Source organism: Deinococcus fonticola, from assembly GCF_004634215.1.
Lineage (GTDB): Bacteria > Deinococcota > Deinococci > Deinococcales > Deinococcaceae > Deinococcus > Deinococcus fonticola.
Window position 1 is genome coordinate 1 of the sequence record NZ_SMMH01000027.1, and the last position, 24,749, is coordinate 24,749.

General features: G+C 61.8%; 17 protein-coding genes and 1 pseudogene. 12 read left to right on the plus strand and 6 right to left on the minus strand.

All coding sequences use genetic code 11. The features are described 5' to 3' along the window. Positions 1-343: 343 nt before the first annotated feature. Both E5Z01_RS14305 and E5Z01_RS14310 read right to left on the minus strand, forming a co-directional pair. Positions 344-3,112 carry a helicase-related protein gene (locus E5Z01_RS14305; protein WP_135229980.1) on the minus strand — a complete coding sequence of 923 codons (2,769 nt, stop codon included), beginning with the start codon at positions 3,110-3,112 and terminating at the stop codon, positions 344-346. An 18-nt stretch (positions 3,113-3,130) separates the two neighbouring features. Next, positions 3,131-5,134, minus strand: coding sequence for a hypothetical protein (locus tag E5Z01_RS14310; protein WP_135229981.1), 2,004 nt, complete (start codon positions 5,132-5,134; stop codon positions 3,131-3,133). Positions 5,135-5,789: 655 nt separating this feature from the next. On the opposite strand from E5Z01_RS14310, the gene E5Z01_RS14315 reads away from it, so the two are divergent. From E5Z01_RS14315 to E5Z01_RS14335, 5 genes are all read left to right on the plus strand, one after another. Next, positions 5,790-6,551 carry a ParA family protein gene (locus tag E5Z01_RS14315; RefSeq protein ID WP_135229982.1) on the plus strand — a complete coding sequence of 254 codons (762 nt, stop codon included), beginning with the start codon at positions 5,790-5,792 and terminating at the stop codon, positions 6,549-6,551. Next, on the plus strand, positions 6,548-7,426 hold the full coding sequence (locus E5Z01_RS14320; protein ID WP_135229983.1) for a ParB/RepB/Spo0J family partition protein: 879 nt from the start codon (positions 6,548-6,550) through the stop codon (positions 7,424-7,426). Before E5Z01_RS14315 ends, E5Z01_RS14320 begins: the two co-directional genes overlap by 4 nt. A 400-nt stretch (positions 7,427-7,826) precedes the next feature. Then, positions 7,827-10,541, plus strand: coding sequence for a PD-(D/E)XK nuclease family protein (locus tag E5Z01_RS14325; protein ID WP_135229984.1), 2,715 nt, complete (start codon positions 7,827-7,829; stop codon positions 10,539-10,541). Then, a complete protein-coding gene (locus E5Z01_RS14330) occupies positions 10,538-13,777 on the plus strand; it encodes a UvrD-helicase domain-containing protein (protein ID WP_135229985.1) in 3,240 nt (1,079 codons plus the stop codon). Before E5Z01_RS14325 ends, E5Z01_RS14330 begins: the two co-directional genes overlap by 4 nt. Continuing rightward, positions 13,774-14,757 carry a helix-turn-helix transcriptional regulator gene (locus E5Z01_RS14335; RefSeq protein WP_135229986.1) on the plus strand — a complete coding sequence of 328 codons (984 nt, stop codon included), beginning with the start codon at positions 13,774-13,776 and terminating at the stop codon, positions 14,755-14,757. Before E5Z01_RS14330 ends, E5Z01_RS14335 begins: the two co-directional genes overlap by 4 nt. A 155-nt stretch (positions 14,758-14,912) precedes the next feature. Here the strand turns inward: E5Z01_RS14335 and E5Z01_RS14340 are convergent, their stop codons facing one another. After that, on the minus strand, positions 14,913-16,268 hold the full coding sequence (locus E5Z01_RS14340) for a replication initiator protein A (protein WP_135229987.1): 1,356 nt from the start codon (positions 16,266-16,268) through the stop codon (positions 14,913-14,915). Between the two features lie 564 nt (positions 16,269-16,832). Here E5Z01_RS14340 and E5Z01_RS14345 point away from each other — a divergent pair. From E5Z01_RS14345 to E5Z01_RS14365, 5 genes are all read left to right on the plus strand, one after another. Further along, on the plus strand, positions 16,833-17,561 hold the full coding sequence (locus E5Z01_RS14345; protein ID WP_135229988.1) for a hypothetical protein: 729 nt from the start codon (positions 16,833-16,835) through the stop codon (positions 17,559-17,561). A gap of 413 nt (positions 17,562-17,974) precedes the next feature. Then, complete coding sequence (locus E5Z01_RS14350) at positions 17,975-18,658, plus strand: MerR family transcriptional regulator (RefSeq protein WP_135229989.1); 684 nt, start codon at positions 17,975-17,977, stop codon at positions 18,656-18,658. A 193-nt stretch (positions 18,659-18,851) separates the two neighbouring features. Next, entirely contained in the window at positions 18,852-20,108 is a 1,257-nt protein-coding gene (locus tag E5Z01_RS14355) for a vWA domain-containing protein (protein WP_135229990.1), read from the plus strand. A 349-nt stretch (positions 20,109-20,457) separates the two neighbouring features. Continuing rightward, positions 20,458-20,718 (plus strand): hypothetical protein, encoded by a 261-nt coding sequence (locus E5Z01_RS14360; RefSeq protein WP_135229991.1) that lies wholly within the window; start codon positions 20,458-20,460, stop codon positions 20,716-20,718. Between the two features lie 49 nt (positions 20,719-20,767). Beyond that, entirely contained in the window at positions 20,768-20,974 is a 207-nt protein-coding gene (locus E5Z01_RS14365; protein ID WP_135229992.1) for a hypothetical protein, read from the plus strand. A gap of 643 nt (positions 20,975-21,617) precedes the next feature. Here E5Z01_RS14365 and E5Z01_RS14370 read toward each other — a convergent pair. Together E5Z01_RS14370 and E5Z01_RS14375 are read right to left on the minus strand one after the other, a co-directional pair. Continuing rightward, positions 21,618-22,463: a UvrD-helicase domain-containing protein gene (locus E5Z01_RS14370; RefSeq protein ID WP_135229993.1), complete on the minus strand. Its 846-nt coding sequence runs from the start codon at positions 22,461-22,463 to the stop codon at positions 21,618-21,620. After that, the gene (locus E5Z01_RS14375) at positions 22,460-22,768 is read right to left on the minus strand and encodes a PD-(D/E)XK nuclease family protein (RefSeq protein WP_135229994.1); all 309 of its coding nucleotides are present in this window, start codon (positions 22,766-22,768) and stop codon (positions 22,460-22,462) included. The genes E5Z01_RS14370 and E5Z01_RS14375 overlap by 4 nt, the downstream gene beginning before the upstream one ends. 72 nt (positions 22,769-22,840) lie before the next feature. Between E5Z01_RS14375 and E5Z01_RS14380 the strand changes: the two are divergent. Then, positions 22,841-23,984, plus strand: a pseudogene (locus E5Z01_RS14380) (IS630 family transposase). A gap of 170 nt (positions 23,985-24,154) precedes the next feature. Here the strand turns inward: E5Z01_RS14380 and E5Z01_RS19595 are convergent. Next, entirely contained in the window at positions 24,155-24,316 is a 162-nt protein-coding gene (locus E5Z01_RS19595) for a hypothetical protein (RefSeq protein WP_167757942.1), read from the minus strand. Positions 24,317-24,613: 297 nt separating this feature from the next. Between E5Z01_RS19595 and E5Z01_RS20245 the strand changes: the two genes are divergently transcribed. Further along, complete coding sequence (locus E5Z01_RS20245) at positions 24,614-24,742, plus strand: hypothetical protein (protein ID WP_276321256.1); 129 nt, start codon at positions 24,614-24,616, stop codon at positions 24,740-24,742. Positions 24,743-24,749: the final 7 nt, after the last annotated feature.

Here is a 24,749-nt window from a genome sequence, read left to right on the forward strand (position 1 = left end):
TTTGCGGTCACAGCGCCGCAAATGTGGCCGTCATCCCGTCCCCTGGATGAGCATTGATCCGCGTTGTTGTACCCTTGACCTGAGCCGAGTCTCTACTTGAAACCGTCCAACTTTTGGGGCCAGCCCACAACTACGATGAGCGTAAAAACCGTTCCCGCGTTGCCGTTCTTAAACCCCTGGCTGAAGGAAAATGCCACAATATCTGGCTTAGCCGCGCACTATCTCAACCAGTCACGACCCTTTCGGTATTCCCAGATGGCACGCTGGTGACCGTCACAATGACTTAAGGCAGGGCCTCTGCTGCATATCAAATGGCAGTGTGCTGCACTGTCGAGCGCGTCATTCATATCTCTGAACCCCAGGCAAGCCCGACATGGCGCAGCCCTGCTGGATGAGTATCATCAGTGCATTCCTGACACAGAATCGTGTCTGCCTGCAGTGCAATGTCGCTGCTGGTGACATCGCTTTCCTGTTGACCAGCATCATCAGTGGGTTTCAGGAGCCACTCACTGAAGGCTGGAGGATTAAGTGTCCAGTTCCCCTGGATTTTATAAAAGACCCGGTAACTTTCACGCATGGGTTTTCCACTCTCGTCCTGCCAGCGTAACTCGGTACAGCCGACCACCTCAGCGGGGAGAGAAAGGCACGCCACCTGTCCCTGGAAGTCATATTCCTGGGCCTGTTTAAAGAAATGCTTCAGCAGAGGGTGGCCATTGTCAATCAGTTCGGCCCGGTGCCTGTTGGCGGCCTGGCGCGTGAAGGCTATGCGGTTCAACTGACGGGTGTTGAGTGTCTTCCCAAGACCTTCGCCAAGGTTAATTTCCCAGACGGCCCCACCATGCAGCCTGCTGCGCACTTCGCCACCTGAGGTGAGAAGCATCCCTTCAATGAATGCGGGCAGGTGGCGCTGATCCATGGGCAGTTCGCTGTTCAGGGCGTCGGGATCAAAGCTGGAGGCAAAACGCATCAGATCTTCCTGGCGCCGTGCGGCCTGTCTGGCGCGTTCCAGAGCCTCGTCGATGCGTTCCTGTGTGCGATCCAGCGAGACGTCGCGACCTTCTTCCAGGATGGCCGCCACGTCGAGGAATCCGGCAATGGATCCGAGGATATCTTCATGCAGGCCCTCGCGGTACTCGTCTGAAACGGCGGCCATGCCCGCAGCGACCGCTTCGAGTTTGCTGTACATGTGATCGAGGATCAGGTCGTCAAGATTGCCCTGGGTTCGCAGGTTAAAGACAATCACTGGCAGTTCCTGACCATAGCGGTAGAGTCGTCCGACCCGCTGAACCAGGCGCATGGGATTCCAGGGCTGGTCGTAATTGATGAGGATGTGGCACCGCCGTTGCAGGTTAAAGCCCTCGCCGCCGGCTTCGGTACTGACCAGGAAGCGTCCGGCATCTTCGAAGTGCTCGATGGCCGCTTGCCGTTGACGCTGATGCTGACCACCGTGGATCACGTCCACCTTCCCGGGGCAACGCTCTTCGAGGGCGGCCAGCAACTGCTCCTGGGTAGAGCGGTACTCCGTGAAGATGAGCACTTTTTCCTGCTGATCGATCTGGTCGATCAGCAGCTCAAGGAAGGCCTGGAGTTTTCGGTCGTTCTGCAGGAGGCGGGTGGACTGCGCGAGGAGGTTCTCGAGCATGGCCACCTCACCATCGAAGAATTCAGGCTGGTCGTCGCCCTGGGCCGTTTCTGGCTGCTCGAAGGTGGCCTGTTCATCATCTTCCAGGGTTTCGCCAGGGTCTGGTGGCTGAGGTGATGCAGAGGGAAGTGGGCTGCTGGTGAGGCGTTGCAGTCGCCGTTCCAGGGCACGGTGAATGGCCAGGGCGCTGCTGGCAGCGAGTTTGCGGTAGGTGGTCATCACGAAGCCGATCGCGCGGGCGCCGCGCTGCTGGGCCGAGAGCCGGGCACTGGTCTGGTAACCGCGTTGGAAGTAACGGCCCAGCGCGGCCTCGAACTGGCGTTCTTCATCGCCGATTGGCGTTTCGATGGCGCGTGTGACTTTACCTTTGAAGATGAAGTTGCCCTGCGCGTCCGTGACGTCCGCCTTGCGGTTGCGGATGATCATCCCGCTGAGAATCTCCGGGTGCAGTTGAACTTCCTGGATACGCTGGCGCCACTGCGGATCAGGCCTCAGTAACTCCAGCAGAGCCTGGAAGCGGTCAAGGTCACCCTGGTGGGGCGTGCCGGTGAGCAGCAGCACGGCGTCAGCGGCGCGGCGCACTTCCAGGGCCATCCTGTAGCGGTCGGTGTATTTGAAGGTGCGGCCGTACTGGCGCCGGGAGAGGCGGTGCGCTTCATCGAACACAGCCAGATCCCAGCGGCCTGAACGCTGGAGTTTTTCTAGGTGCGCGTCCTGTTTCAGCCGGTCCATGCTGACGATGACCAGGTCGTAGAGTCGCCACTGTGTGTCATCACTGATGTGAAAGTCCTCGCCGTAGATGACGGCCTCGCGCAGTCCGAAACGGTCTCGGAGTTCAGCCTGCCATTGACGGGTGATGCCGGAGGGAACGACCAGCAGGAAGCGCCGCAGCCGCCGGCGCCGCAATGCCGTGAGCAGCAGGCCCACCTCAATGGTCTTACCGAGGCCCACGTCGTCGGCGATCAGCCAGTCCAGGTGGGCACTGGAGAGGATCCGGTGAACCAGGTGAATCTGATGGGGCAGGGGGTCAATGTCGATGGGAGAGAGCGCCCCGGTGGTTTCGGCCCAGTGCTGCAGGGCGTGTGAGAGCTGGCGCAGGCGGAATCGTTCAGCACTGCCGGTTGGTGGGTGGACGCGGTGATCAAACAGCGCCGCTGGACTCCAGATGGGCAGCAGGTTCTGCCAGGGTAGCCAGTGGCGTTCACCTTGCCAGAAGTCCACCAGGAGTTGTTCGCGTCCACCCAGGGTGCGGTGGCCGATCACCTGGCCCTCACCACGGGATGTGCGCAGGGTGCTGGGACGCTCGACGATGGTGGTGCCGGTGCCAAATCCGCAGCGGAGGGTGGAGGCAGGACGGGTGGTGAGGCTGCCGTCCTGCCACTGCACGTCCACAGGGTCATGGCCGCGCAGGACATGTCCGGTCTGTCCAGTCTGCGGGCAGCGCACAATGCTGCCTTTGGGGAGGTTCATGCAGCTCCTTAGGATGAATCAGGCCTGGAAACGTCGTCGCGCCAGACGCTGGAGGTCGATCTCATCGTCCCAGTCCTCACCGTCTTCAGGGAGGATGTCACTGCGCAACCAGTTGATCCAGGTTTCAATGTCCACATCTGCTGGCATCTCATCCAGGATGGTCTGCAACTGGTAAGCGAACGCAACATGGGCGCATCCGATCTGCTCATGCAGGGCTTCAAGAAGCAGAATGACTTCCTCGAAGCAGGGTGTAGAACTGAAGCGGGAAACGAACTGTTCACAGGTGCGGCGGCTGATGCTGGAGGCCGCACGGTGCCATTCTCCGTTACGCATGCGGTAGTCGGCTCCGAAGTGTTCCTGCGCTGGCCACCACGCGTAGAGCTCCTCGGCCAGCCAGATGTCCTCCTGGGCCATGGTTTGCAGCTGGCGGGTGACACGTTGGACTTTGAGTGCCGGGTTTGTGCCGGCCAGCAGGTCTTCGATCAGGTTGATCTGGTGGTGGCGTCCGAGGTCGGCAGCGACCTTGACGGCAATCTGGCGGGTGCGTTCGGCGGGAGTGACAAACTGGCGCAGTTCAGTGGTCTGGACAGTTGGCTGCGTGCCAACAGGATTCAGTTGCCCAGGCAGTGTTCCCAGCCACGGATTCACCTGTGGGGGTTGTGCTGCACTCTCAGGTGGCCTGGCGAAGCTGGGGAGGTCAGCCCGAAGTGGGCTGGTCATCTCGGGCAGGGGAAAAGCTGCGGCGCTCGTTGTTCCAGATGTCTGAGGAAGGGGAATGGGAGGCTCTGGTAAGACTGTGAGGGCTTCAGTGACCTGGGGGACTGCAGGCTCTTCAGCGGGCATCAGGCATGTATCCCGTGCCACGACGGGCTGAGGCTCCTGTTTCATGTCGGCCCAGGGAAGCAGAGGAGCGAGTGGTAAGGAGGGTTCAGGTGGCTGAAGGGGAAAGGGCACCACTGAAGGCTGGTGAAGGCCAGTGGGTGTAGGCCCAGGCCAGGGAAGGTTTGGCAGGAGAGATGGGGTAGGAGGTGCTGGCGTTATAGCTTGCTGATTCAGATAACTTCTGGCGGCCTGAACGGTGCGGTATTCAGCGGGCCAGGTTTGCCAGTGGTGTTCCAGTGATTGCTGGATGGTGGAGAGCCTCCGGCTGCTTTCCCGCCAGCGCTGCCACAGCCCCTCACCCTCTGCGCGGCGCTTGAGCAGGTCTTCCCAGGCCTGAAGCGTATCGGGCAGGTGGTACCTGGCCGCGAGCGCTGGCCAGGTCGCCAGATGCGCCTGTTGCGAATCATTCAGTTCCGTTGTGGTGATTTCGAACAGCTTCTGCGCCTGATCCCTGGCCTGCTGCGCCGCCACCTGCTGGGCGCTGAGGTGTCTGATGCGGTCTCCCCAGTACCCGGTGCGCCCCTGGTAGTGGGCAGAAATGTCGCTGGGTTCGAGTGTATGCGGCGCATTTGTAGTGCGCCTGACCTGCTCATAATCCTGTTCTGAACGTTGCACTTGACGTTCAACCCAGTTCAGTTCCTGCTGTAAGGCACTCTGCTTTCCGGATAGGGTCGTCCAGATTTTCCCCAGCCCACGCTGCGCCTGCAGCTTTTCGCGGATGCTGGCCGCCTGGGTTCTGGCCTGCATCACCCGATTTGCGCTGGGCAGCAACTGGCGAAGGCCACTCAGCTCCTGATCAGCCTGTTCACGCTCCCGTTGAAGTTGTTGAGCCAAATTGCTGACGGTCTCACTGAACTGGCTGAGGGTTTCAGGGTTTTGCTTCGCGAGCTCTTGATTGAGGCGACCGAGCTGGGTGTGCCACATGGTTAACCCAGCCGGTGGGCCAGTGCTGAAGTATTCGGCGAGTTGCAGGGCACCCGACCGACCGGCCCAGCGTTCAAGTTCCTGTTCAAGTTGTTTCTGTGTGCTTTGCAGGTGCTCGAGTTGATCAAGGAGTTTGATGACGGAGTTGCCCTCCTGCTGGCTAAAGGAGAGGGACAGGGTTGGAAACTGGGAATCAGGAAGCAGCGGATTGGTCATGGAGCATCGTTGTTTGTGGAAAAGGACGCCAGAGGTATCCCGGATGTGTTGTTCATGAGATGCTTTTCATGGTACTGCGAGAATCGGAACGCCGGACGACAGTTTGTGGTGTGGGCATTCATGCCTCCAGGCTACGCCAGGCGGGCGTCACCTCTTGACGCATGGTCGCGCCAGTAAGGACGACAGGTTCTGGCATCTTTGCATGTTGCGCCAAGCCGTGGAGAGCTGAGCGTGTCACTCCCACTCGGGTGGCACGGCCAAACCTTCAGACAGGAGACGGGGGACATGAAGGGCAAGCCCCCTCCTGAGCTCACCCGCGTCGACAACCAGGCTGCTTCGCTAGATCGTCCAGGTTCCACAGGCTAACAAGGCGGCGACAGAGCGACCGATCTCAATCAGCGATGGTTCAAGAACAACGGATACCAATCCGCGTCGAACTGCCGAACAGGCCAATTCATTTCTTCACTGGTTCCAGCAGACTGGAGCGTGGGGATTACCGCAAACCAGGTCAACAGCGGTAACTGAGCCTGGTGAACCACTGACGAGAGGCCAGAAGCTCGTCCTGTCTCTTCCGTTACCTGCAGAAATGAAACCCCGTCCTATCTGGCGATGGCTCGTTGCCCTTACACGGCTCAGAGGTTATACCCTTCTGTTAATGAAAATTGCCACGGTGTTCAATCATGCGGGAGGCGCTGGCAAGACCAGCATCGTGCGGGACGTCGGCTATGAGCTAGCGGCAACCGGTAAGCGAGTCCTTCTGATCGACCTTGACCCGCAGGCCAGCCTGACCAAGTGGCTGGGCGTGACAGATGTGGAGGAGGATCAGACCGTCTACCCGGTGGCCGTTGAGAGTAAGTCCCTCCCTAGCCCACGCCAGGTCTTCAACCTTCACCTGATTCCCTCCCACATCAACCTCTCGGTGGCTGAGGCTCAGATCGCCGGACAGATTGGAGCCGTCATGAGCCTGCGCCGCGCCCTGCAGGAGGTCGAGGATCAGTACGACGTCGTCTTGATTGACAGTCCGCCCAGCCTGGGTCAGCTCGCTGCACTGGGGGCCCTGGCCAGTGACATGTTGATCGTGCCCGTCCTGACCAGCCGCAAGGGAGTGGACGCCCTGCCGGGCCTTCAGCGAGCCCTGGGCATGTACCGTCAGTTGCGACCTGAGCTGCGGGTCGGACTTTACGTGCCCACCATGTATGACGGGCGCCGACTGCACGACAAGGAAATCCTCAATGCGCTGCAGGAGCAGCTGGCCGGACTGGCTTCACCTCTCCCCTACCGCGCGGCCGTCTGGCTGGACAGCACCAATGCTGAACAGCCCGTTGGTATTTACGCTCCCGATTCACCACAGCACCGTGACATCCAGAAGGTCGCCCATGAAATCGCACAGGCCCTGGGACTGGGGGTACAGGCATGACCAGAGCAAAACGCAAACCTCTTCAACTCGGCGAGATTCTGGGGGCTTCCGCTGAACTCCTCAAATCGTCAGGGGGCCAGACGGTGGCCACGACCCGGCTCAAACCAGGCCAGGGCCAACCGAGACGAGAATTTGACCCTGCAAAGCTGGAGGAGCTGGCCAGAAGCATTCAGGAGAAAGGCATCCTGCAGCCTCTCCTGGTACGCCCGGCTGGAGAGGGTTATGAGATCGTTGCTGGTGAAAGGCGCTGGCGAGCCGCGCAACTGGCGCAGTTAGCGGAAGTTCCGGTGGTGATCCGGGAACTGACAGACAGCGAGGCGCGGCAGATCGCACTGATCGAAAACCTGCAGCGTGAGGATCTCAATCTGCTGGATGAGGTCGATGCCAAATTGGCGCTGGTCTCTGAAACCCTGCAACTGCCAGCCGACCAGGCGAAGGCCCGGCTGATGCAACTGCTGCGACAGTCGGAAGGTGAGGAGCATCTCGCCCTGACCCAGGCGTTTGGAAGCCTGGGGGAGAATTGGTCAACCTTTGCCAGAGGAAAATTGCGCGTTCTCAGTTGGCCTGCCCCCATTCTGGCCGCAGTGAGGACTGGACTTCCCTTTTCACTGGGGGCTGTCATCGCCGGGGCACCCGAGGAACATCAAACCGCACTCCTCAAGCTTGCCGACAAGGGTGCCAGCCGAACTGAACTACAGGCCGAACTCAAGCGCCTGAGTGCACCCGTTAAAGCCAGATTGAGCACTTCGGCACAGGTGGGCAGGCTGCTGACCAACCACAAATGGCTGGGACAGCTTCCGCAGAAGGATCAGAATGCCATCGAAAGCTGGCTTGGGAAAATGCCCACAGCATTGAAGTCTGCCCTCGAGGAGTAGGTGTTAGCACCGGTGCTAACACAGGGTATGCCACAGAAATAACTCGTTTGGTAAGGTATTTTCCAAAACGTACGGGAAATCTCCCAGCTTTCGAATTGAACCTCTCCCCCACCCTTCCTCCCGTATTTTCTGAGGGACTTGGGCGAAGTTCTCCACCACTTTGACAAATTATTGGAATTCTGGTGTATCTCAGAGCCCTTTCCGCTCCGCTCTGATCATGGTCAATCTTCTGCACTCCAGTCCTCATGATCTGAACGCCTTCGCCGCGCATGGTGAATCATGGCTCGCTCATCCATGTCAATAAATGACGCGGCAGTGGGTCAGAGTCGTGATATGACTGGAGCGTTCAAATGAATCCCAAGATGTCTCGAATCACGCTCTTCCCCTGTCGTGGCCACAGATGATGCGAACTGTACTGCTTCATCTGCACCCGGATGCGCTGCTACGAACACTGATCGAGTGGAAGAAGGAGCACTCCGAGCCACCAAGCATCGTCCCCAGCCTTCAGGCAGGTCGTGACCTCAGAAAGTCACTCAGTGGCCTGGGGAAGACCATTACCCTGTCTCAACTGGCCCGCTCAGCCCTGCGTGAAGGGGGCTGGCGTCTCTTGCCAAACGCTGACCGCCTGTCTCACTTGCAGAGCCTACTGGCGGATCTCCCACTGGAGTACCTGAGTTCCCTCAGGGAGCGACCAGGAACCCCTGATGTTTTGCTGAGTCTGCTGGGTGAGCTCTTCCGGGCTGACCTTGAGCCGGTACAGCTGAAAGCGGTTGTCGCCACCGCCCGGGATCGGGATGTGGCCCTGATTTTCGAAGGCTGGGTTCAAACCTGCATCAACCAGCAGTTCTTCGATGCTGTTTCAGCGGAGTACTTTGCGGCCAGATTTGCTGCCACGCCGCGGGAATCCAGCCTGGTACACGGCTTCGCTCACTTTGACGCTGCCCAGGCCCACTGGCTCGATCGCGTACTGGGAGAAAGCAGTCTGGTGACGTTGCCCTACACTCCTGGCGGCATAGGCTTGCAGCGAACTGCAATGAGTGTGAAAGACCTTGAGGGGCGGGGTTTCACGGTGCATCAAGCGGAGGTTGTTCCATCCGGTCTGGTGGGCCGTCAGGTGGTTCAGCGTTACGTCACTGGTCAAGTCCTCACACCCGTTCCATTGACCTGCCACGAGCTGAGCGAGATTGAAATAGAAGTCCGGGCCTGTCTCAGGCAGGTCAGAACCTGGCTCGCCGCTGGTGTGCCAGCAGAGCGGGTGGCCATCGTGACCGGGAATGAGGAGGCGTACCTGGGAACGCTTGCTGATGTGGCGCTTGAATACCACCTGCCGCTGATCAGCGGTCAGCAGCTTCCCCTCAGGAGCACACCCCTGGGTTCCGTGTTGCTGGCCTGGATCGATGCCCACGCCCAAGAGTGGCGTTTCAGCAGCACCCGCCGCCTGCTCAGCCACCCGCTGGTGCAGTGGCCGGCTGACCTGGGCCTCACTACCAGACGACTGCAACGTACGGCTCCCCGCGGACTCATGGCCTGGAACGCGGATCTGGAGTGGCTGGCGTTGCCAGAGGTAACGGGCTGGCCCGCAGCCCTCCAGGTGATTGAGCGCCTGCTGCTGGAAGGGGGGATTCAGGGCAGGGCCAGGCAGCATCCTGCCCTCAATGCTGCCCTGGCCGTCCTGGTGGAGGCACTTTCCACATGGTCTCAGCGCGGTGGAGAAGTGTCCAGCACGGAAGTCCTGGCTGAACTCAGTGAACTCTTGAAATCCCGCACCGTCCTGGCCCTGCTGAGCCGCAGCGGTGTGCGGGTGGCCAACCCGCTGGCCGCGCTGGGACGATCTTTTGATTGCATGTGGGTGCTGGGTTTATCGGACGGCCTCTTTCCAAGGCGCACTGCGGATCACCCGCTGGTCGACCGGTTCACCCGCCAGACCTGGGCAGCAGCCGGGGTTCACCTGCCTGACCTGACGGTGCTGGCGGCCGCACAGGAGGATCTCTTCCTGGGTGCACTGGCCGCCTGTGAGCAGGAACTGGTGGTCAGCCGCCCCCGGCGTGACCTGGGGGGACGGGGAGTGCCCGCCGGGACGTACTGGAGGAGGCTGGGGGGCAACGTACTTCCGCTGCCCAACCTGGACTGGGGCAGCGAGGCCGAGAAACTCAGCCAGGATGCCCTGGCAGGCCGTCACTTGCCCGGCCCGCTGAAGATCAGGGTCGAAGTCGAACAGGGGAGGGGAGAGGGCGTCCCCAGTCCTCACAGTGGTCAACTCCCTCAAGGGATCGCGGTGGGGGATCGGGCGTGGAGTCCGTCACAACTGCATTCCGTGGGGAGTTGCCGCTTCAGGTGGTTTGCCGAAAGGTTCCTGAAGCTGGAGGAGCAGGTCGACCCGGATGAAGTCGAGGACAGGCGAGCGTCCGGTACTCTTCTGCACGCGGGCCTGGAAGGGGCCCTGACGGGCTGGCAGGCGGGTGACCGGACTGAGACCCTCATCACCCGTGCGAAGGCGGCTTATGAGGCCAAAGAGCGCGAACTGCTGGCCTCGGGTGACCTGCGCCCCAGTCCGCTGTGGCAGGTGACCAAACAGGAGCAACTGGAAACGCTGGAGCGGGCGGTGCAGTCGGCGGACTTCCTGCCTGCCGCTCACACCCCGCTGCACCTGGAGGACTGGCGCGAATTCACGGTTGAGGCGGGACAGTACCGGTACCAGTTGCGAGGCATCCTCGACCGGGTGGATGAAACGCCCGAAGGGCTGATGGTCACCGACTACAAGTCGAACCGCTACGTGAGTCACGTCAACCGCAGTGGCAAGAACGACCTGGAAATTCAGTTGCCTCTGTACATGTTGGGGCTGAACGCCACGAACGGCCGGTACTTCAGCATCGAGCAGGCGCAGAACCTGAAAGACGCCGCTGGCCCGCACGCCGAAAGCCCCAGGAAAAAGTACAAATGGTCAGCACACCGTGACGATGTCCTGGGGTTTCTGGAGGAAGTCGGGGAGGCGCTGGGCCGGGGAGACCTCGCGCCCAGTCCTGATGTGGATGGGAAAGCCTGCCAGTACTGTTCGTTCGCGGCGGTGTGCCGTCACACGGTCAGCCTTGATGCAGCAGAAGGAGGCATGGCATGACGACCTTCACTGCGGCGCAGTGGCAGGCGATCAGCGACCCGGGCAGCGTCGCCATCGCGGCGGGTGCGGGAAGCGGGAAAACGCGGGTGCTTGCCGAGCGCATCACGCATCTGCTCGCGCAGGGCGTGCATCCCGGACGCATTGTCGCGGTCACTTTCACCGAGGCGGCGGCGGCGGAGTTGCGTTCCAGGGTGGGCCGGTTCGTCGAGGAGCGCCTCAGGGCGGAGGGCGGGGCCTGGCTCAGGATTTCGGGGGAACTGCCAGCCATGACCATGGGCACCATTCACAGCCTGTGTGGCCGCATTGCGCGTGAACACCCGCTGGAAAGCGGCGCGTCTTTGACCTTCGAGGTGCTCGATCCCCTGATGGCGAAGCTGTGGCTGGATGACCACCTCGAAAGGGTGCTCTCAGAGTTGCCGCAAGACGTCCTGCTGGCCGTACCCGGAAAGATCAGGCGGGGGGCCATCGAGGCGCTCCTGAATGACCCCATTGCAGCGCAGCAAGCCCTGGGCGTTGCGCTCGAACATCTCTCCCTTTCGCCCCAGGAGCGGGCGGTGCGGGCCTGGGAGGCGGTGCAGCCAGCGTGGGTGGGGCTGCTGGGTGACCTGGCAGCCCTGGCCGGGCCGGGCACCGATGAACTGGAGCGCATCCGGCAGATGGTGGTCAGGACAGCCACTGGCGTGCCTGTCCTGAGCGACCGGTTGCGGGCGGTGCGCTCAGCCTTCGAAACGTACAAGGGCAGCATCGGGAAAGGCTGGGATAAGGATGCCAAGGCGGCCGTTCACGCGGCCCTGAAGGGGATTCGCACGCTGGCCCTGCGGGATGACCTGCTGGGGGAGGAAACACCCGATTCGGCGCGACACGAGGCGGCGCTGCGGGCGCTAGCCGTGATGTTTGGACACGTCACCGTGAGGTTTGCGGAACTCAAGGCCGAGCAGGGCGTCGCCACCTTCAATGACTTGGAGGTCTACGCCGCCCGCACCCTGGAGAGTGACGAGGTGCGCGAGTATTACGCCCGGCGCTGGACGCACCTGCTGATCGACGAGTCGCAGGACACCAACCCGGTGCAATGGCAGGTTCTGTCAGCGTTAATGGGAGACGGCGTGAACGTCACCGTGGTCGGGGATGAAAAGCAGGGCATTTACGGCTTCCGGCGGGCGGACATCCAGGTGATCCGGCAAGCCCGGGCCTTCGTGGCCGCGCGGGGGGGCAGCGTTATCCCGATGCACACCTCGTTCCGCACGCACGCCGCTCTGGTGGAGGCGGTCAACGCCTTTTTCGGCAGCCTGATGCGTGGCCCGGACGAACTGCGCCCCACCGCCACATCCTTTGAACCACTGATCGCACACCGGACGCAAGCGCCGTCGGAGAAGGCAAGTGTGGAAGTCCACGTCCTGCAAGGAGAGCAGGGGCTGCGCGAAGCGGAGGCAGCGTACCTCGCGCAGCGCATTCAGGCCCTGGTGCTGGGCGGGCAGGCGGTCTATGACCGGGAGACCGGGCAGCTCCGTGTTGTTCGGCTGGGTGACATCGCCTTCCTGTTCCGCGCCCGCACCGACCTTAAAGTCTACGAGGAGTTCCTGACCCTGGCGGGCATTCCGTACCAGGTGCTGGGCGGAGAGGGCCTGTTCCAGCGGCAGGAGGTGCAGGACGCCCTGCACCTGCTGCTGAGCGTGGATGACCCGCACCGCGACGTGTCGCTGGCAGCGGTGCTGCGCTCACCGCTGGTGCACCTCACCGATCAGGAACTGCTGGACGTGGCGGGTCTGCGCGGGCCAGGGGAGAGCCTGTGGCAGGCGGCGGGGCGCAGCGAGCACGCGGCTGTGCGCTCGGCCTGTACCCTGATTCACGACCTGCGGGAGCAGAGCGCCACCAGCAGCGTGGGGGCACTGCTGGCAGAAGCGGATCGGCGTACCGGCCTTTTTGCCGTTCACGCGGCCCAGCCGGACGGGGGCCGGCGGCACGCCAACCTGCGGCAGTTCCAGGCGCTGCTGCGCACCTGGGCCCTCGAAGGGCAGCGGGATCTCGCCAGCGTGGCCCTGAGGCTCCAGCAGATGCTGCGCCTTCAGGCACAGGCGGCCGAGGGCAGCAGCGCCAGTGAGCACGCCGTGAAACTGATGACCATTCACGGCAGCAAGGGGCTGGAGTTCCCGGTGGTGATCTACGCCGACGCGCTGCGGCAGGGGGGCGGCTTTCCCCCGGTGGTGCGCTTCGATCCAGAGGTGGGCGTGGCGCTGCGCCTCCCCAGGCTGGAAGGCGACCTGCCGGAGTGGGACGCGCTGGAAGTGGTCAGCAAGGAACGCGAACTGAGCGAGGACGAACGCCTGGCCTACGTGGCTTTCACCCGCGCCGCCGACCTGCTGATCCTGAGCGTCACAGCCAGGGACACCGGCGCGGCTCTGGAACGGGCCAGCACCTTCCTGCGCCACCTGCCGGACACGGGCGTGAGCCGGACGTACCTCGCGCCGGGTCAGGTGAGTGCCCCTGAACCCCTGGGCATGACCTTTGAGGTGCCGCGCCCGATTCTGCCTGTTCGCAGTGGGCCGGGCGTCGTGTTGCCCACCACCCTGCCGGTAACCAGCGTGGCGACCTACCTGACCTGTCCCCGGCGCTTCGCGTACCGGCACGTGGAGGGGAGATTGCCGCTGGCGGCCCTGTGGAGTGAACTGGGGGAACTTACCCGCCTGAACCCGGAAGGGCGCGTGGCCGGGCGTCAGATCGGCGACGCGGTGCATCTGGCCATGGAACATGGCTGGCGCGGGGAAGAACTGCTGTCGAAAGTGGCTTACCTGGCGCTGCCCGATCAGCAGCAGGTGGTCACCCTCGTCCAGTCGTTCAGTAAGCCGGTATACGTGGGTGTCAACACCCGTACCTACCAGCGCGAGAAGCCCATTCAGGTGCCGCTGGGTGGCATTCTCTTCGAGGGCGTGGTGGACGCCTTTGACGCCCTGGGCGGGCTGGTGCTGGATTACAAGACCGACCGCAGCATTTCCCCGGAGCACCACCTGCCGCAACTGTCGATCTATGCCCGGCACCTCGGCGCCTCTGAAGCGGCGCTGGTATACCTGCGGCACGATTACCTGCACCAGTTTTCAACGCAAGACCTGCACGAGGGCTTCGAGTGGGTCAGGGAGGCCGTGGACAACATGAACCAGAGACAGTTTGAGCCGGCACCCTCGCCCCAGAAGTGCCGCCTGTGCGAATTCCGCGGCGTGTGCGCCGCCGTGGTGAGCGCGTGAGTGCCCCGGCCACCAAGGCCCAGCGCGTGCGGGCCCTCCTGGAGTTGCTTGCCCGCGCAGAGTGCAGTCCCAGGGAGATCACCCAGCGCCTCCAGCTACCGGCGAACAAGCTGCGCAGCGTGCAGCGCGACCTGGGAGAACTGCTGAACGAGGGGGAGATCGAGCGGCTTCACAGCGGCAAATACCGCGTGCCCCCCAGGGGGGCCCTCTTTAACGCGGTGGAGGCGCTGGCGGTCTACTCGGCGGCGAGGATGCTCTACCACCATGCCAGCGAGTACAACGAGCACTACCTCAGCGCCCTGGAGAAGCTCACCACGCAACTGCCTCCCCCGGCCCGGCGGGTGGCGATGCTCGCCAATGAGGCCTACCGCAAGCGGCCCAATGCCACCACCTCGCGCACCTTCGAAATGGTGGCGCAGGCGTGGTTGCAGGGGCGGGTGCTGAAATGTGATTACCAGAGCCTCTCGAAGAAAACCCCCTCGAAGATGGAGCTGGTCATCTACTTCATCGAACTGGGGGCCAGGAACCGCGAGAGCTACGCCATCGGGGTCAACCGCCTCAAAGGCGGGGCCGACCCCTTCGTGTACCGGCTGTCGCGCATGAAGAATGCGGCGCTGCTGGACGAGGAATGCCACATTCCCGAGGACTTCCACCCGCTGAAATTCCTGTCGAACGCCTGGGGCGTGATGACCGGGCAGCCCACGCGGGTCGAACTGCACTTCACGCCTGAAGTGAAAGACAGGGTCGCGGAGACGCATTTCACGCCGGACGCCCAGGTGCGGGTGCTGAACAGCGGCCACACCCGGGTGGTCTTTACGGTAGGCGGCTGGCTGGAACTGGTGCACTGGGTGCTCGGCTGGGGCGGCGAGGTGGAGGTCATCGAACCCGAGGAACTGCGTCAGGCCGTGACGCAGGGCCACCAGCGGGGCGCAGGTGTATATGCTGAGGTGCAGCAAGGACAACGCCGAAATCACCCATAGGCTGAGGAAGCATCACGGCCTCACCGAAAGTGCCTGACGATTCCGCCCGTTTTCCCGCCGACCTGTGTATCGACGACACACCTGAGCGATTGAGCGACACGGGAGTGTCGGGCGGCGCCATGATTCAACGCTGGGATTCAACCGTTCTTGCGTTCTCAGTCAGCAGATTTTCCTTCTACTCGCCCCTTCAGTACACGGGCAAACTCATCGCGCTGATCCTGCGTGACCGCAAGCATGGCGTCCTCCATCAGTGCCACCACGTCGAGTTGTTCATCAAGGAGAGCGCGGCGCACTCCGTCCAGCAGAGTGATTGGAATCCGGTTGCGGTAAAACAGGTTGAGACGACGCACTGCCTTCTCTGCCGCTTGCTCCGGATTTAGCCCGGTAAATTCTGAGGTGATACTTGGTGCTTCGAGCATCGGCTCCATCCGCGAGGCTTTGACCACAACCTCGCCTGGCTTCACAGGGCTGGCAGGGTAGGGATAATCGTCTGGATGCGTCAGGAGGTGCATCAGGGCTGCCGCTTTGGTCTTCTTGATGACAATCACCCCGCTTTTCACCAGTGTGTCGAAGCGGTTCATGCTGTCTGTCAGGAAGGTTCGGTCGTGCTGTTTCATGAGTTTACGCACGGTTCCATCGGCGACGCCGTAACTGGCCAGGCGGGCAGCCACCTGTGGATCCATCGGCGTGAACTCAGGGACAAACTCGTAACGGATCATCTGTTGACGTCCCCTTCCGGTCACATCAACAGATTTCAGGTACCCGCGCTCAATCAGTTCAGTGTGAGGAGCCTGCAAGGAGCGGCGGATGTTGCCCGGCACTGAGGAAGGGATCTTACACTGGTCGGCCCAGGCAATCAGGTTGACGTCCAGGACGTTCAGCGGCTTGTCCGGGTTGGCCGGGTTGTAGCGGGCACCGTCGAGAATGCGGTAGAGCGCCCGGGTGCGTGGCCTGGAGAGGGAGAGCATGAACACGGTGTCCAGGGGCTTGATATACCCGCCCCGGATGCTGGCGACGATGGCGTCGGCGAGGCGTCCGGCGATGATGGTGCGCTCATCAAAGGCCCCGGCGCCATCGGCGCTCGAAAAGTCGAGGGACTCGATGAAGTGGAATTTGGCGTGCGTCCAGCGGCCCTTGGGATGGTCACGCCAGCCTCCACTCACGCTGAAGGAGGACGTGTGCAGTCTCTCCAGCGAGGTTCGCAGCAGACCGTGATACTTGCCAGTGTTGTGCCAGCCGCACAGTTTCAGGAGGGTAGTGGCACTCACAGCGAAGCGCCCATCTTCCGGTTCGCCAGACTCGATGTACAGGTTGAGCAAAGCGGAGGAAACGTCGCTATCCAGACCGTGCGGCACGGCATACTTCGGCAGTGCCTCACAGCGCACCCGGACGATGCGTCCCTCCGCCTCGAAGTTCACGTCCCACTCGGTCTCCTCAGCCTGATCCAGGGCCGAGATGAGGTTGAGGCGGGACAGATTGAGTTCATCGAAGCGGCTGAGCGCGTTGGTCACGGACTGTTCTCCTTGATTGATGATTTTACTTTGTTTGAATAAAGATATTGATTAAATAATTGATGATCATCATCAAGGGACTGAGTCAGTTGCTGAGTGAGACGGACTTTTCCGACCGAATCGCTCAGGTGTGTCGCTATCAATCGCTCAGGTGTGTCGTCGTAAAAAGAGCTTAATCGCTCAGGTGTGTCGTTCGGCACACCGGAAACCGCTCAAGTGTGTCGTCGCGTATCGCTCAGGTGTGTCGTCCATAACCACTCAGGTGTGTCGTTCGGTACACCTGAAACCGCTCAGGTGTGTCGTCGGTAGAAGAGGCAAATTTGCTATTCAATCGCTCAGGTATGTCGTCGGATTTTTGGCTTAATCGCTCAGGTGTGTCGTCATGAAAATGGTAAATCACTCAGGTGTGTCGTCGGCGCATGCTGAGACCAAATTCAACTGCCCTCAGTACACCAGACGTAACGCTGGGACTAATGGTCTACGCCATTCCTGCTATGGCGCAGTGCTGGTCGGCGACCCTATGCTCTTCAGGCTCTTTCAGTTCCAACCCCAATGAGGTGAAGTATGACCCGTGCCCGCAAGACCCAGACCACTGACCAGAGGCAGCGCATGACCGTGACCAGCGGCCTGAAGGAACTCAAGCTGCTGAACAAGCGCATCACTACCCGCATCGAGCACCTGAAAGCCATTCGCACGCGGCGTTCCAGCATGGACGTGGTGGCCGGCGTGAACAAAAAGGACTTCGAGCAGGCCGCCCGGGAAGGGATGCAGGCGATTCAGGCACTGCTGGCGCGCCGGGATGCCATCAAGGCCGAGATCGTGCGCTCGAATGCCCAGAGCACCGTCGACATCGGTGGCCAGCAGATGACGGTGGCCGCGGCCATCGAGCGCAAACGCGCCCTGGAAGCCCAGCGCAGAGGTCGCCGCCGCGACGAGGACTTCGTGCCCACCCAGGAAACGCTGGTGGCCCATCTGCGCAGTCAGTATGCCCAGGCGATCACGGAGGAAGCCAACCTGACAGCCGTAATGGAGTCCGAACGCGAGATGCGGGTGAACGCCTTCCTGAACCAGGATCGCAGCAAGAGCAGCCAGAAGGACAGCGCGGCCCTGGACACGAAAGTGGTTGAGGAAGCCTACCGCGCCGCCAATACCCCGGTGATCGACGACCCGCTGGAACTGCTGAAGAAACTGGAGGGCCTGGAAGAAGAAGTCGAAGTGTTCGCCAGCGAGGTGGATCGCGTGCTGGATGAACACAATGCCACCACGTATATCGAGGTGCCCGCGTCGAACTAAACTGAGGGTGGGGTTGTCCGGGTGAAGTGCAGATGAACACCTTCTCGAGCCTTTCGCCGACAAAGCGAAAAATACTTGGACGGTCTCAAAAACCGAAATTGGAAGGATTCAGGACGCAGGATTCAGCGGTCAGGAATCAGTGCTCAGGCGCAGAAGGACTCAAGGGAGCAGGACGCAGGACTCGATCAAATCCTGGGACAGGGTTGCCCGCGAACGTGGGCAGGGAGGCTCGCGAAGCTCCCGGTCTGAACACCCCCAGGCTGCCCGGCCAGCCCCACCAGCAGCCCCGCTCAAGAAGCGGGGCTTTTTTGTTGTGGGTGGTGTCGGTGATCAGGAGAAGGAGGCGAGGTCAGGGCAAAGCCCTCAATAGACCTTGACAGTTTCTGTTGTCAGCAATCTGCTAACCTCGCAACATGATTGATGTCCCCCCGGCCTGGTCAGGCGGGATTGACGACCTGGTGCTGGAAGCCAACCGCTGGCTGAGCGTCCTGTTGCCTGAAGACCGTGCCCAGCGTCCCAAGGACGAGGTGAACCCCAGACTGGTGCGGCATTACACCACCCAGGGGCTGCTCCCTGCCGCGGGGCGGGAAGGACGCGACGCCCGCTATACCCGCCTTCACCTGCTGGCCCTGCTGGCGCTGCGCCGGTTAATGGCCGATGGCCTGAGTGGCAAGGCCCTCTACGCGGCCTTGCGTGACAAGTCGGACGCTGAACTGGAGAATCTGGCTGTGCAAGGGAGCGGTTCTGTCCAGGGGCTGGCCCTGGACGAGGAGAGCGAATCAGTCAAGGATGATGCCCTCTCGTACCTGCGCCGACTGAAGGACGGCACCAAGTCTGGAAACAGTTCGGCGTACGACCTGGTGCCGGCGACGAAACCGGCCCCCTCCGCCGCTGCGCCGAAACTGGGGGTTGAGAGGCTGAACAACTCATCCCCGTCTACCAGGAAGCGTGGGCCCCAGAAGGTGTTCCGGGCGGTGCTGCGCCCGGGCCTCGAGGTGCTGGTAGGCGAGCATTTTCGCTATCCCAGCAACGAGGAGGAGTGGGACAGACTGTTCGCCGAACTCCGGGCGTCATTTATTGACATGCAGTCCTCCTGAGATGGAGGGCAGTCAGTGTCGCGCCTCCACAGGAGAATAAACACATCAGGCAGAAGTGACATCCTGAATTGTTGACAATGGAAACTGTTGATGTATTATCTGGGTACAGACTCAGGTCTCCCCAGACCATCCTGCAAAAGCGCCACCAGTACGCTGCTGGTGGGTCACCCTGCTCACACCTCTGGAGGCCCTTATGCAAGACCAGCCCCTGCTCCCCCGCATCGAACTGCTGCCCCTGAAAGCCGCCCTGCCCGCCGGACAGGACAGTGAACTCACGGTACTCGCCCGTCTTTCCCCGGCCCAGCCGGTGGACACCAGCGGCCCACGTCCCCCTCTGAACCTTGCGTTGGTCATTGACCGCAGCGGCAGCATGAGTGGTCACCCGCTCGCTATGGCCCGCCAGGCCGCCCAGGCCGGGATTCGTCTGCTGGAGCCTCATGATCGGGTGAGCGTCGTCATTTTTGACGACGAGGTGGAAACCCTGATTCCCTCACAGCAGGTGACCGATCCCGAGAAGCTGTGCTGTGAGATCGAACGCATTACCAGCGGCGGTTCCACGGCCCTGCATGCTGGTTGGCTGGACGGGGCGATGCAGGTGGCCCAGTTCACTGACCAGCGTGCCCTGAACCGCGTGCTGCTGCTGAGTGACGGTCAGGCCAACCAGGGAAAACGGCACATCAGTGAAATTGTCCCCGATGTGCGTGGACTGACCGCCCGTCAGGTCAGTACCAGCACCATGGGCCTGGGACGCCATTACGACGAAGACCTGCTGCGCGGTATGGCCGAGGCCGGAGACGGCAACTTCGAGCACATCGAGCACGCCAGTCAACTGCCCGGGTTCTTTGAGACGGAATTTCACGGGATGAGCCGCACCACTGGGCATACGGTCTCGCTGGGGATTGAGCCGAACCCTGAAGTGGGGAGTCTGCGTACCGAAATTCTGAATGACCTCCAGATGAACGACCTGCGCCGCGCTCAACTGCCCAACCTCATTGCCGGTCGTCCCCTCGAGGTGGTGTTCACGCTGCAGGTGCCCGCCCAGGCTGAGCAGGCTGAGCAGGGCGTCCTGCGCGTGCGGCTGGCCTGGACGGGTCGTGATGGGATTCGCCGCAAGCAGCGTGCGCAGTTGAACATGCCGGTTCTGCCCGGTGAGCAGTTCGATGCACTGACTGAAAATGCTGACGTGCGTGTGGCGCTGGAAGTGCAACTGAACGCCAAAGCCAAGCGTGACGCCGTTCACCTGATGGACAGGGGAGACTACGCTGGTTCGCAGCGCGTGCTGAGGAACCGGCAGGACGTTTACGCCGCCCATGCCCCCATGGCCCCGGCCCCGGTCAGAGAACAGGAACTGGCGGAAATGTCTGAACTGATCGATGGCCTGATGGAAGACCGCCAACTGACGCGCAAACGCGCGGCCAGCCAGAACTACAACCGCAGCCGCAGCAAATGAGGCATTGGCATGGAAGAAACGTCTGGCCTCTTTCACATTGACGGCTACGCTTTCCTCCTCGCCACTGGCTGGTCTTCACGTCTTATGAACCGGAGCATGAAACAGTATTGAAGACCCCGGGCAGGGAGTTCGAGGTGACGTTTGAGTCTCCGGTCTGCACCCTGCGTGCGGTGGCCAGATGTACCGCTACTCGTCCAGAGGGGATCTTCCAGCTTCGTCTGAAATCTGATTTCCCAGAATTCGAGTAAATCCTCGAAGGATCGCGTCAGTCAATGACGCGATCCTGGTTTTTCCGGATGTCAGTCCATGGCGTTCGTTCGCGGGAAGCTGAAGGTAAGGAGGCCACACCATGCGCGACATCACGATTACCGCCCACGCCATCCACCGCTACCTCGAACGTTTTGCAGGCAACCTCAGCCCCCGGGCAGCCAACGCCCGGCTTCGCAAACTCCTGTCCAGGGCGCGTTTCCTGCACGTATGTGCCGGTAAAGCCCGGCTGTATGCACTGGGTGACATGCGCTTCGTGGTGGATCAGGGCGCCCTGGTGACGGTCTACCGCCCGACCTACAAGGATGCGGGTCAGATCGAGGATTTCTGGTGCTTAGCCTGACAGGGTTCGCTCGCTACGGCAGCACTCAGTAATAAAGTGGGCAGAACCTATGGCGGAAAAAACGAAGGTCATTCTCGCGGCAGAGGCAAATCAGGCGCCGATACTGGCAGTGACTCCGGTCAGGTTCAAAGAGGTTGGAAAACTTCCTGAAGCCATGTTCGCTGAGCAGCAGGACACCTTAATCACCACAGTGTTGCGCTGGGTGAATTCTGGTGGAGGAACCCTGGTGACAAGAGAGGCCTGGCGGCTGGTCTGATCGTCGATCGTTCCTTGCTGGCTGGAGTTAAAAGGTCGCCTGCACAGTACCGTGGACTTACTGGTGGGAAGATGATTGTGCATGCCAGGTTCAGGTCGGTGCATGGGGCTAAGCTGGCCTCCGTCTCCCAGGCCACGGTTGAGGTGGCGACCATTGTCACGGCCAGCGCGCACCTCCAGGAACTTGGGCAGCAACTTAACCAGGTCAATGCCCCCAGGATCAGCTTGACGATCAGCAGCTTGGGCGTTCTTAAAGCCTGCAGGCCTCCCGGGAGCTGCTCCTCACAAAGGAGACCAAGCTGCTGGCCAGGACTGAACTTGAGCCGGAAGCCTAGTACCTGTACTGCCAGAAAGGGCTGTCTATGGCCGGGGCCAGAGTTTGCGGTGAGAGTAAGCCGGCTTTGGTCAGTCGCTACAGCCGAAGTGTTCCACAATGCGTACTGGTGATGTCATGAAAGTAAGGATCTACCGTGCACAGCCGAGAGAGCAGAGGCGACCTGCCCCATGCGCCATGCGCCGGCCAGTCAATGGCTGGCACCGCCCGCGATGGTCACAACGTCAACGGTTGACGCGCTGGGCAGGCATGCTGGCACTATGGTTGTCCTCCCGCTGCCCATACCACTGGAGTTGCCACTGATGGGCCGCTACCAGAGCCTCACGAACGAGCATTTCCTTCTTTCAGAAAGTACGCAGGTGACGGCGGAAAGGCTGGCGGGAGCCAGCTGGACTGATTTGCGCCTGCAGGCTCGGGAAGGGCGGCTGTTCGGGCCGGGCAGCGCCAGCAGCCACTGCTGGCCGCAGGGCCGCCTGCCGGTAGTTCTCGAGGAGGTCACTGGGGATTCCAGCATGCGCGCTGAGCGTCGCCAGCGCCTGGTTCCAGCGCTCACTGATCTCTGCCCAGCGCGCCAGGGCGCGGAACCGCGCCGGTTCGCTCGGCTCGCCCGCTGGGTAGCAACTCGCAAGGCCTTGCGGGCGGCTTTGGGATCCTGCAGAAGTGTTCTGATCACCTCCACTCGGATGCGCCCCGGAACGGCCAGCACCAGCTCCATCGGCAATTCGGCTAACACCCGGCTCAGGTATTCAGCCAGCCAGGCGTCCGCTTCGGTCTCGGTCAGCACCATGAAGCCCAGACCAGCCCCGCTCTCCACCGGATGTTCACGGGCAATGCGCCCACACAGGCTATGAATGGTGCTGACCTGCATCAGGGCCAGTTCCGCCAGGACGCTCTGCCACGTCCCAGGATTCTCCTCGGTGCGCCGTTCCACGTACTGCAGAATGCGTTCACGCAGTTCCGCCGCAGCCGCCTCGGTGGAAGTCACCGCGGCGAAGGAAGCTGGGGAAACACCCAGGTCAATCAGGTTTACCACGCGCTCGGCCAGCACGCGCGTCTTCCCGTTCCCCGCCCCGGCAGAGATCGCCACGCTGCCCGGGAAGTGAATGGCCTGAGCCTGCTCCGGGGTAAAACGGTCTCTGCTTATCTGTTCTGTCATAACGTCACCATGCCCCGGTTCCGGCAGGCCGCTTTCAGGTGGCAGAAGGTGCACACCTTGCGCTTGATATCTGGGTTGGGCGCGACGTCTCCCTGCGCCAGGGCTTCCCCGAGCTCCTGCAGGAATGCCTTCATCTGCTCCTGATGGATGTCCCACTTGTATCTCCGCCGCGAACCTTCGGCAGATGTACCGGCTCCCTGCAGCACTTCGGCCTTTTGCACGCTCAGGTGGCCTCCCTGCGCTGCCCCGAGGGCCAGCATGTACAGGGGCAGCTGAATGTCCAGATTGGCGACGCCGCCCTGCACTACCTTACTGATAGTGGACTGATTCAGAAGAGTGCTGGGTTGCGAGGCGTCCGATGGACTCGGAGGTGAGGCATGCCCTACGGTCGCCACTCACCGGTTCCTCAACCCACACCTGACGAGCGTGCCCTCTTGGAGGCTCTCGGGCGACGACGCCAGACCCCGCGAGGTCTGGCCACCCGGGCCCGGATTATCCTGCTCAGCGCAGACCACCCGCAGTGAACCCTGGGGGAGATCGGTCAGCGGGTCGGGTTATGCGACGACACCGTGGGTGTCTGGCGCCGACGGTTCATCCAAGCGGGGATCGATGGGCTCAGTGACGCGCCGAAAAGTGGGGCACCGCGTTCTATTCATGATCAGCAGGTTGAGCAGGTGATGCGCCTGACCCTGGACACCCTGCCAGCAGATGCGACGCATTGGACGACCCGGAGCATGGCCAGGGCCAGCGGACTCACACAGAGCGCGGTGTATCGCATCTGGCGGGCCTTCGGTTTGCGGCCCCACCTGACCTCCTCGTTTCAACTCTCCAAGGATCCGCTGCCGATTGAAAAAGTTCGCGACATCGTGGGCCTGTACCTGTCGCCCCCGGATCGGGCGTTGGTACTGTGTGTCGATGAGAAGCCGCAGATTCAGGCCCTGGAACGTGGCCGAGCCACGTTCCCCATGCAGCCGGGTCAGGAGAAACGCACCGGGCACACCTCCATCCGGCATGGCACCACCACGTTGATTGCGGCACTTGACGCCAAGGTTGGAGAGGTGATTGGCCGCTGCTACCCCCGACACCGGACGGTGGAGTTTCTGGACTTCCTCGAGGAGATCGATCGGCGAGTTCCGAAGGAACTCGCGGTGCACGTCATTCTCGATAACTACATTACGCACAAGACGAAAGCAGTCCAGGGCTGGCTGGTGCAGCACCCGCGGTACATTCCATTTCACGCCGACGAGCGGGTCGTGGCTGAACCTGGTGGAGTCGTGGTTTGCGCTACTGAGTCGTCGACGGCTGCGCCGCGGAGATTTTCATTCCAAGGATGAGCTCGAACGGGCCATCGAGGCATTCATCGCCGAGAACAACGACCATCCGCAGCCGTTCGTGTGGAAACGGTCTGCGGATGACATCCTGGACAGCATTCGCCGCTTCTGCCTGCCCTATATCAAGACGACAATTTCCCAAGGTTCTTCTGAATCAGTCCACTTAGCAGTTCACGGGCAAGCTGGGTGAGCGTCAAGGCCTTGCCCGAACCGCGCAGGGCCGGGCGCGATACGCGCCCGGCCTAGACGTTCGGAACAATCAACTGTGCGGATGGCGTGAATTGACCTACCACAGCCGCCAGTCGCACGCTCGCGCTGGGATGCAGCAGCAGCTGACGGGTCACAGGCTCCCCGCAGGGGTTAGACCGCGAGGCACCACAGGTCTTCACCTGCCTCCACCACGCGGTACGTCTGGCGGTAAACGGTTACCAGCACACCGTCCTGAATCACGAAGCGCATGTTCCCCAGGGAGTAGGTGCGGGCCTGACCGGCGCACATGCCAACAAAGCGGCTGCGGTTCACGAGCCTCTTGAGTCTGTCCCGGGCCCGTTCCTAGCTGAGGTTGCCCGCACGTTCCTGAAAGCGTTCGACGGCGTGTGCACTGAGCATTACGTTATTCATGCATTGCCCTCCTGACATCAGTGTCACGATCGGGGCTGACAGGGGCTGACGGGAGGTTTCTCCACCGCCGCGCGTCACTCAGTGACGTTGCTCCTGCCAGGCCGGTCAGGTCTGATTTTCAGGCCTGCAGACGGTGGACATCACGCCCATGGCGCGTTCCGGCTCCCCGCCCACTTCCGAGGCATTGAAGGTCATGCCGTGGTGGGTGACGCCAAGGGTGAACTCGACCCGGCCAGGTTCCGTGACCACCAGCTTCAGGAAGTAGTGGGGCCCAAAGGTGAGGCTGAGGCTCTGGATCTGCCCGGCGGCATGGCGTTTGATTCGTGACCTTTCA

Coding starts and splice junctions, on each gene's coding strand:
- E5Z01_RS14345 (WP_135229988.1), top strand. CDS start 16,833: ATGACCCGTGCCCGCAAGACCCAGACCACTGACCAGAGGCAGCGCATG.
- E5Z01_RS14325 (WP_135229984.1), top strand. CDS start 7,827: ATGATGCGAACTGTACTGCTTCATCTGCACCCGGATGCGCTGCTACGA.
- E5Z01_RS14350 (WP_135229989.1), top strand. CDS start 17,975: ATGATTGATGTCCCCCCGGCCTGGTCAGGCGGGATTGACGACCTGGTG.
- E5Z01_RS14320 (WP_135229983.1), top strand. CDS start 6,548: ATGACCAGAGCAAAACGCAAACCTCTTCAACTCGGCGAGATTCTGGGG.
- E5Z01_RS14330 (WP_135229985.1), top strand. CDS start 10,538: ATGACGACCTTCACTGCGGCGCAGTGGCAGGCGATCAGCGACCCGGGC.
- E5Z01_RS14355 (WP_135229990.1), top strand. CDS start 18,852: ATGCAAGACCAGCCCCTGCTCCCCCGCATCGAACTGCTGCCCCTGAAA.
- E5Z01_RS14305 (WP_135229980.1), bottom strand. CDS start 3,112: ATGAACCTCCCCAAAGGCAGCATTGTGCGCTGCCCGCAGACTGGACAG.
- E5Z01_RS14360 (WP_135229991.1), top strand. CDS start 20,458: ATGCGCGACATCACGATTACCGCCCACGCCATCCACCGCTACCTCGAA.
- E5Z01_RS14365 (WP_135229992.1), top strand. CDS start 20,768: ATGGCGGAAAAAACGAAGGTCATTCTCGCGGCAGAGGCAAATCAGGCG.
- E5Z01_RS14315 (WP_135229982.1), top strand. CDS start 5,790: ATGAAAATTGCCACGGTGTTCAATCATGCGGGAGGCGCTGGCAAGACC.
- E5Z01_RS14370 (WP_135229993.1), bottom strand. CDS start 22,463: ATGACAGAACAGATAAGCAGAGACCGTTTTACCCCGGAGCAGGCTCAG.
- E5Z01_RS14310 (WP_135229981.1), bottom strand. CDS start 5,134: ATGACCAATCCGCTGCTTCCTGATTCCCAGTTTCCAACCCTGTCCCTC.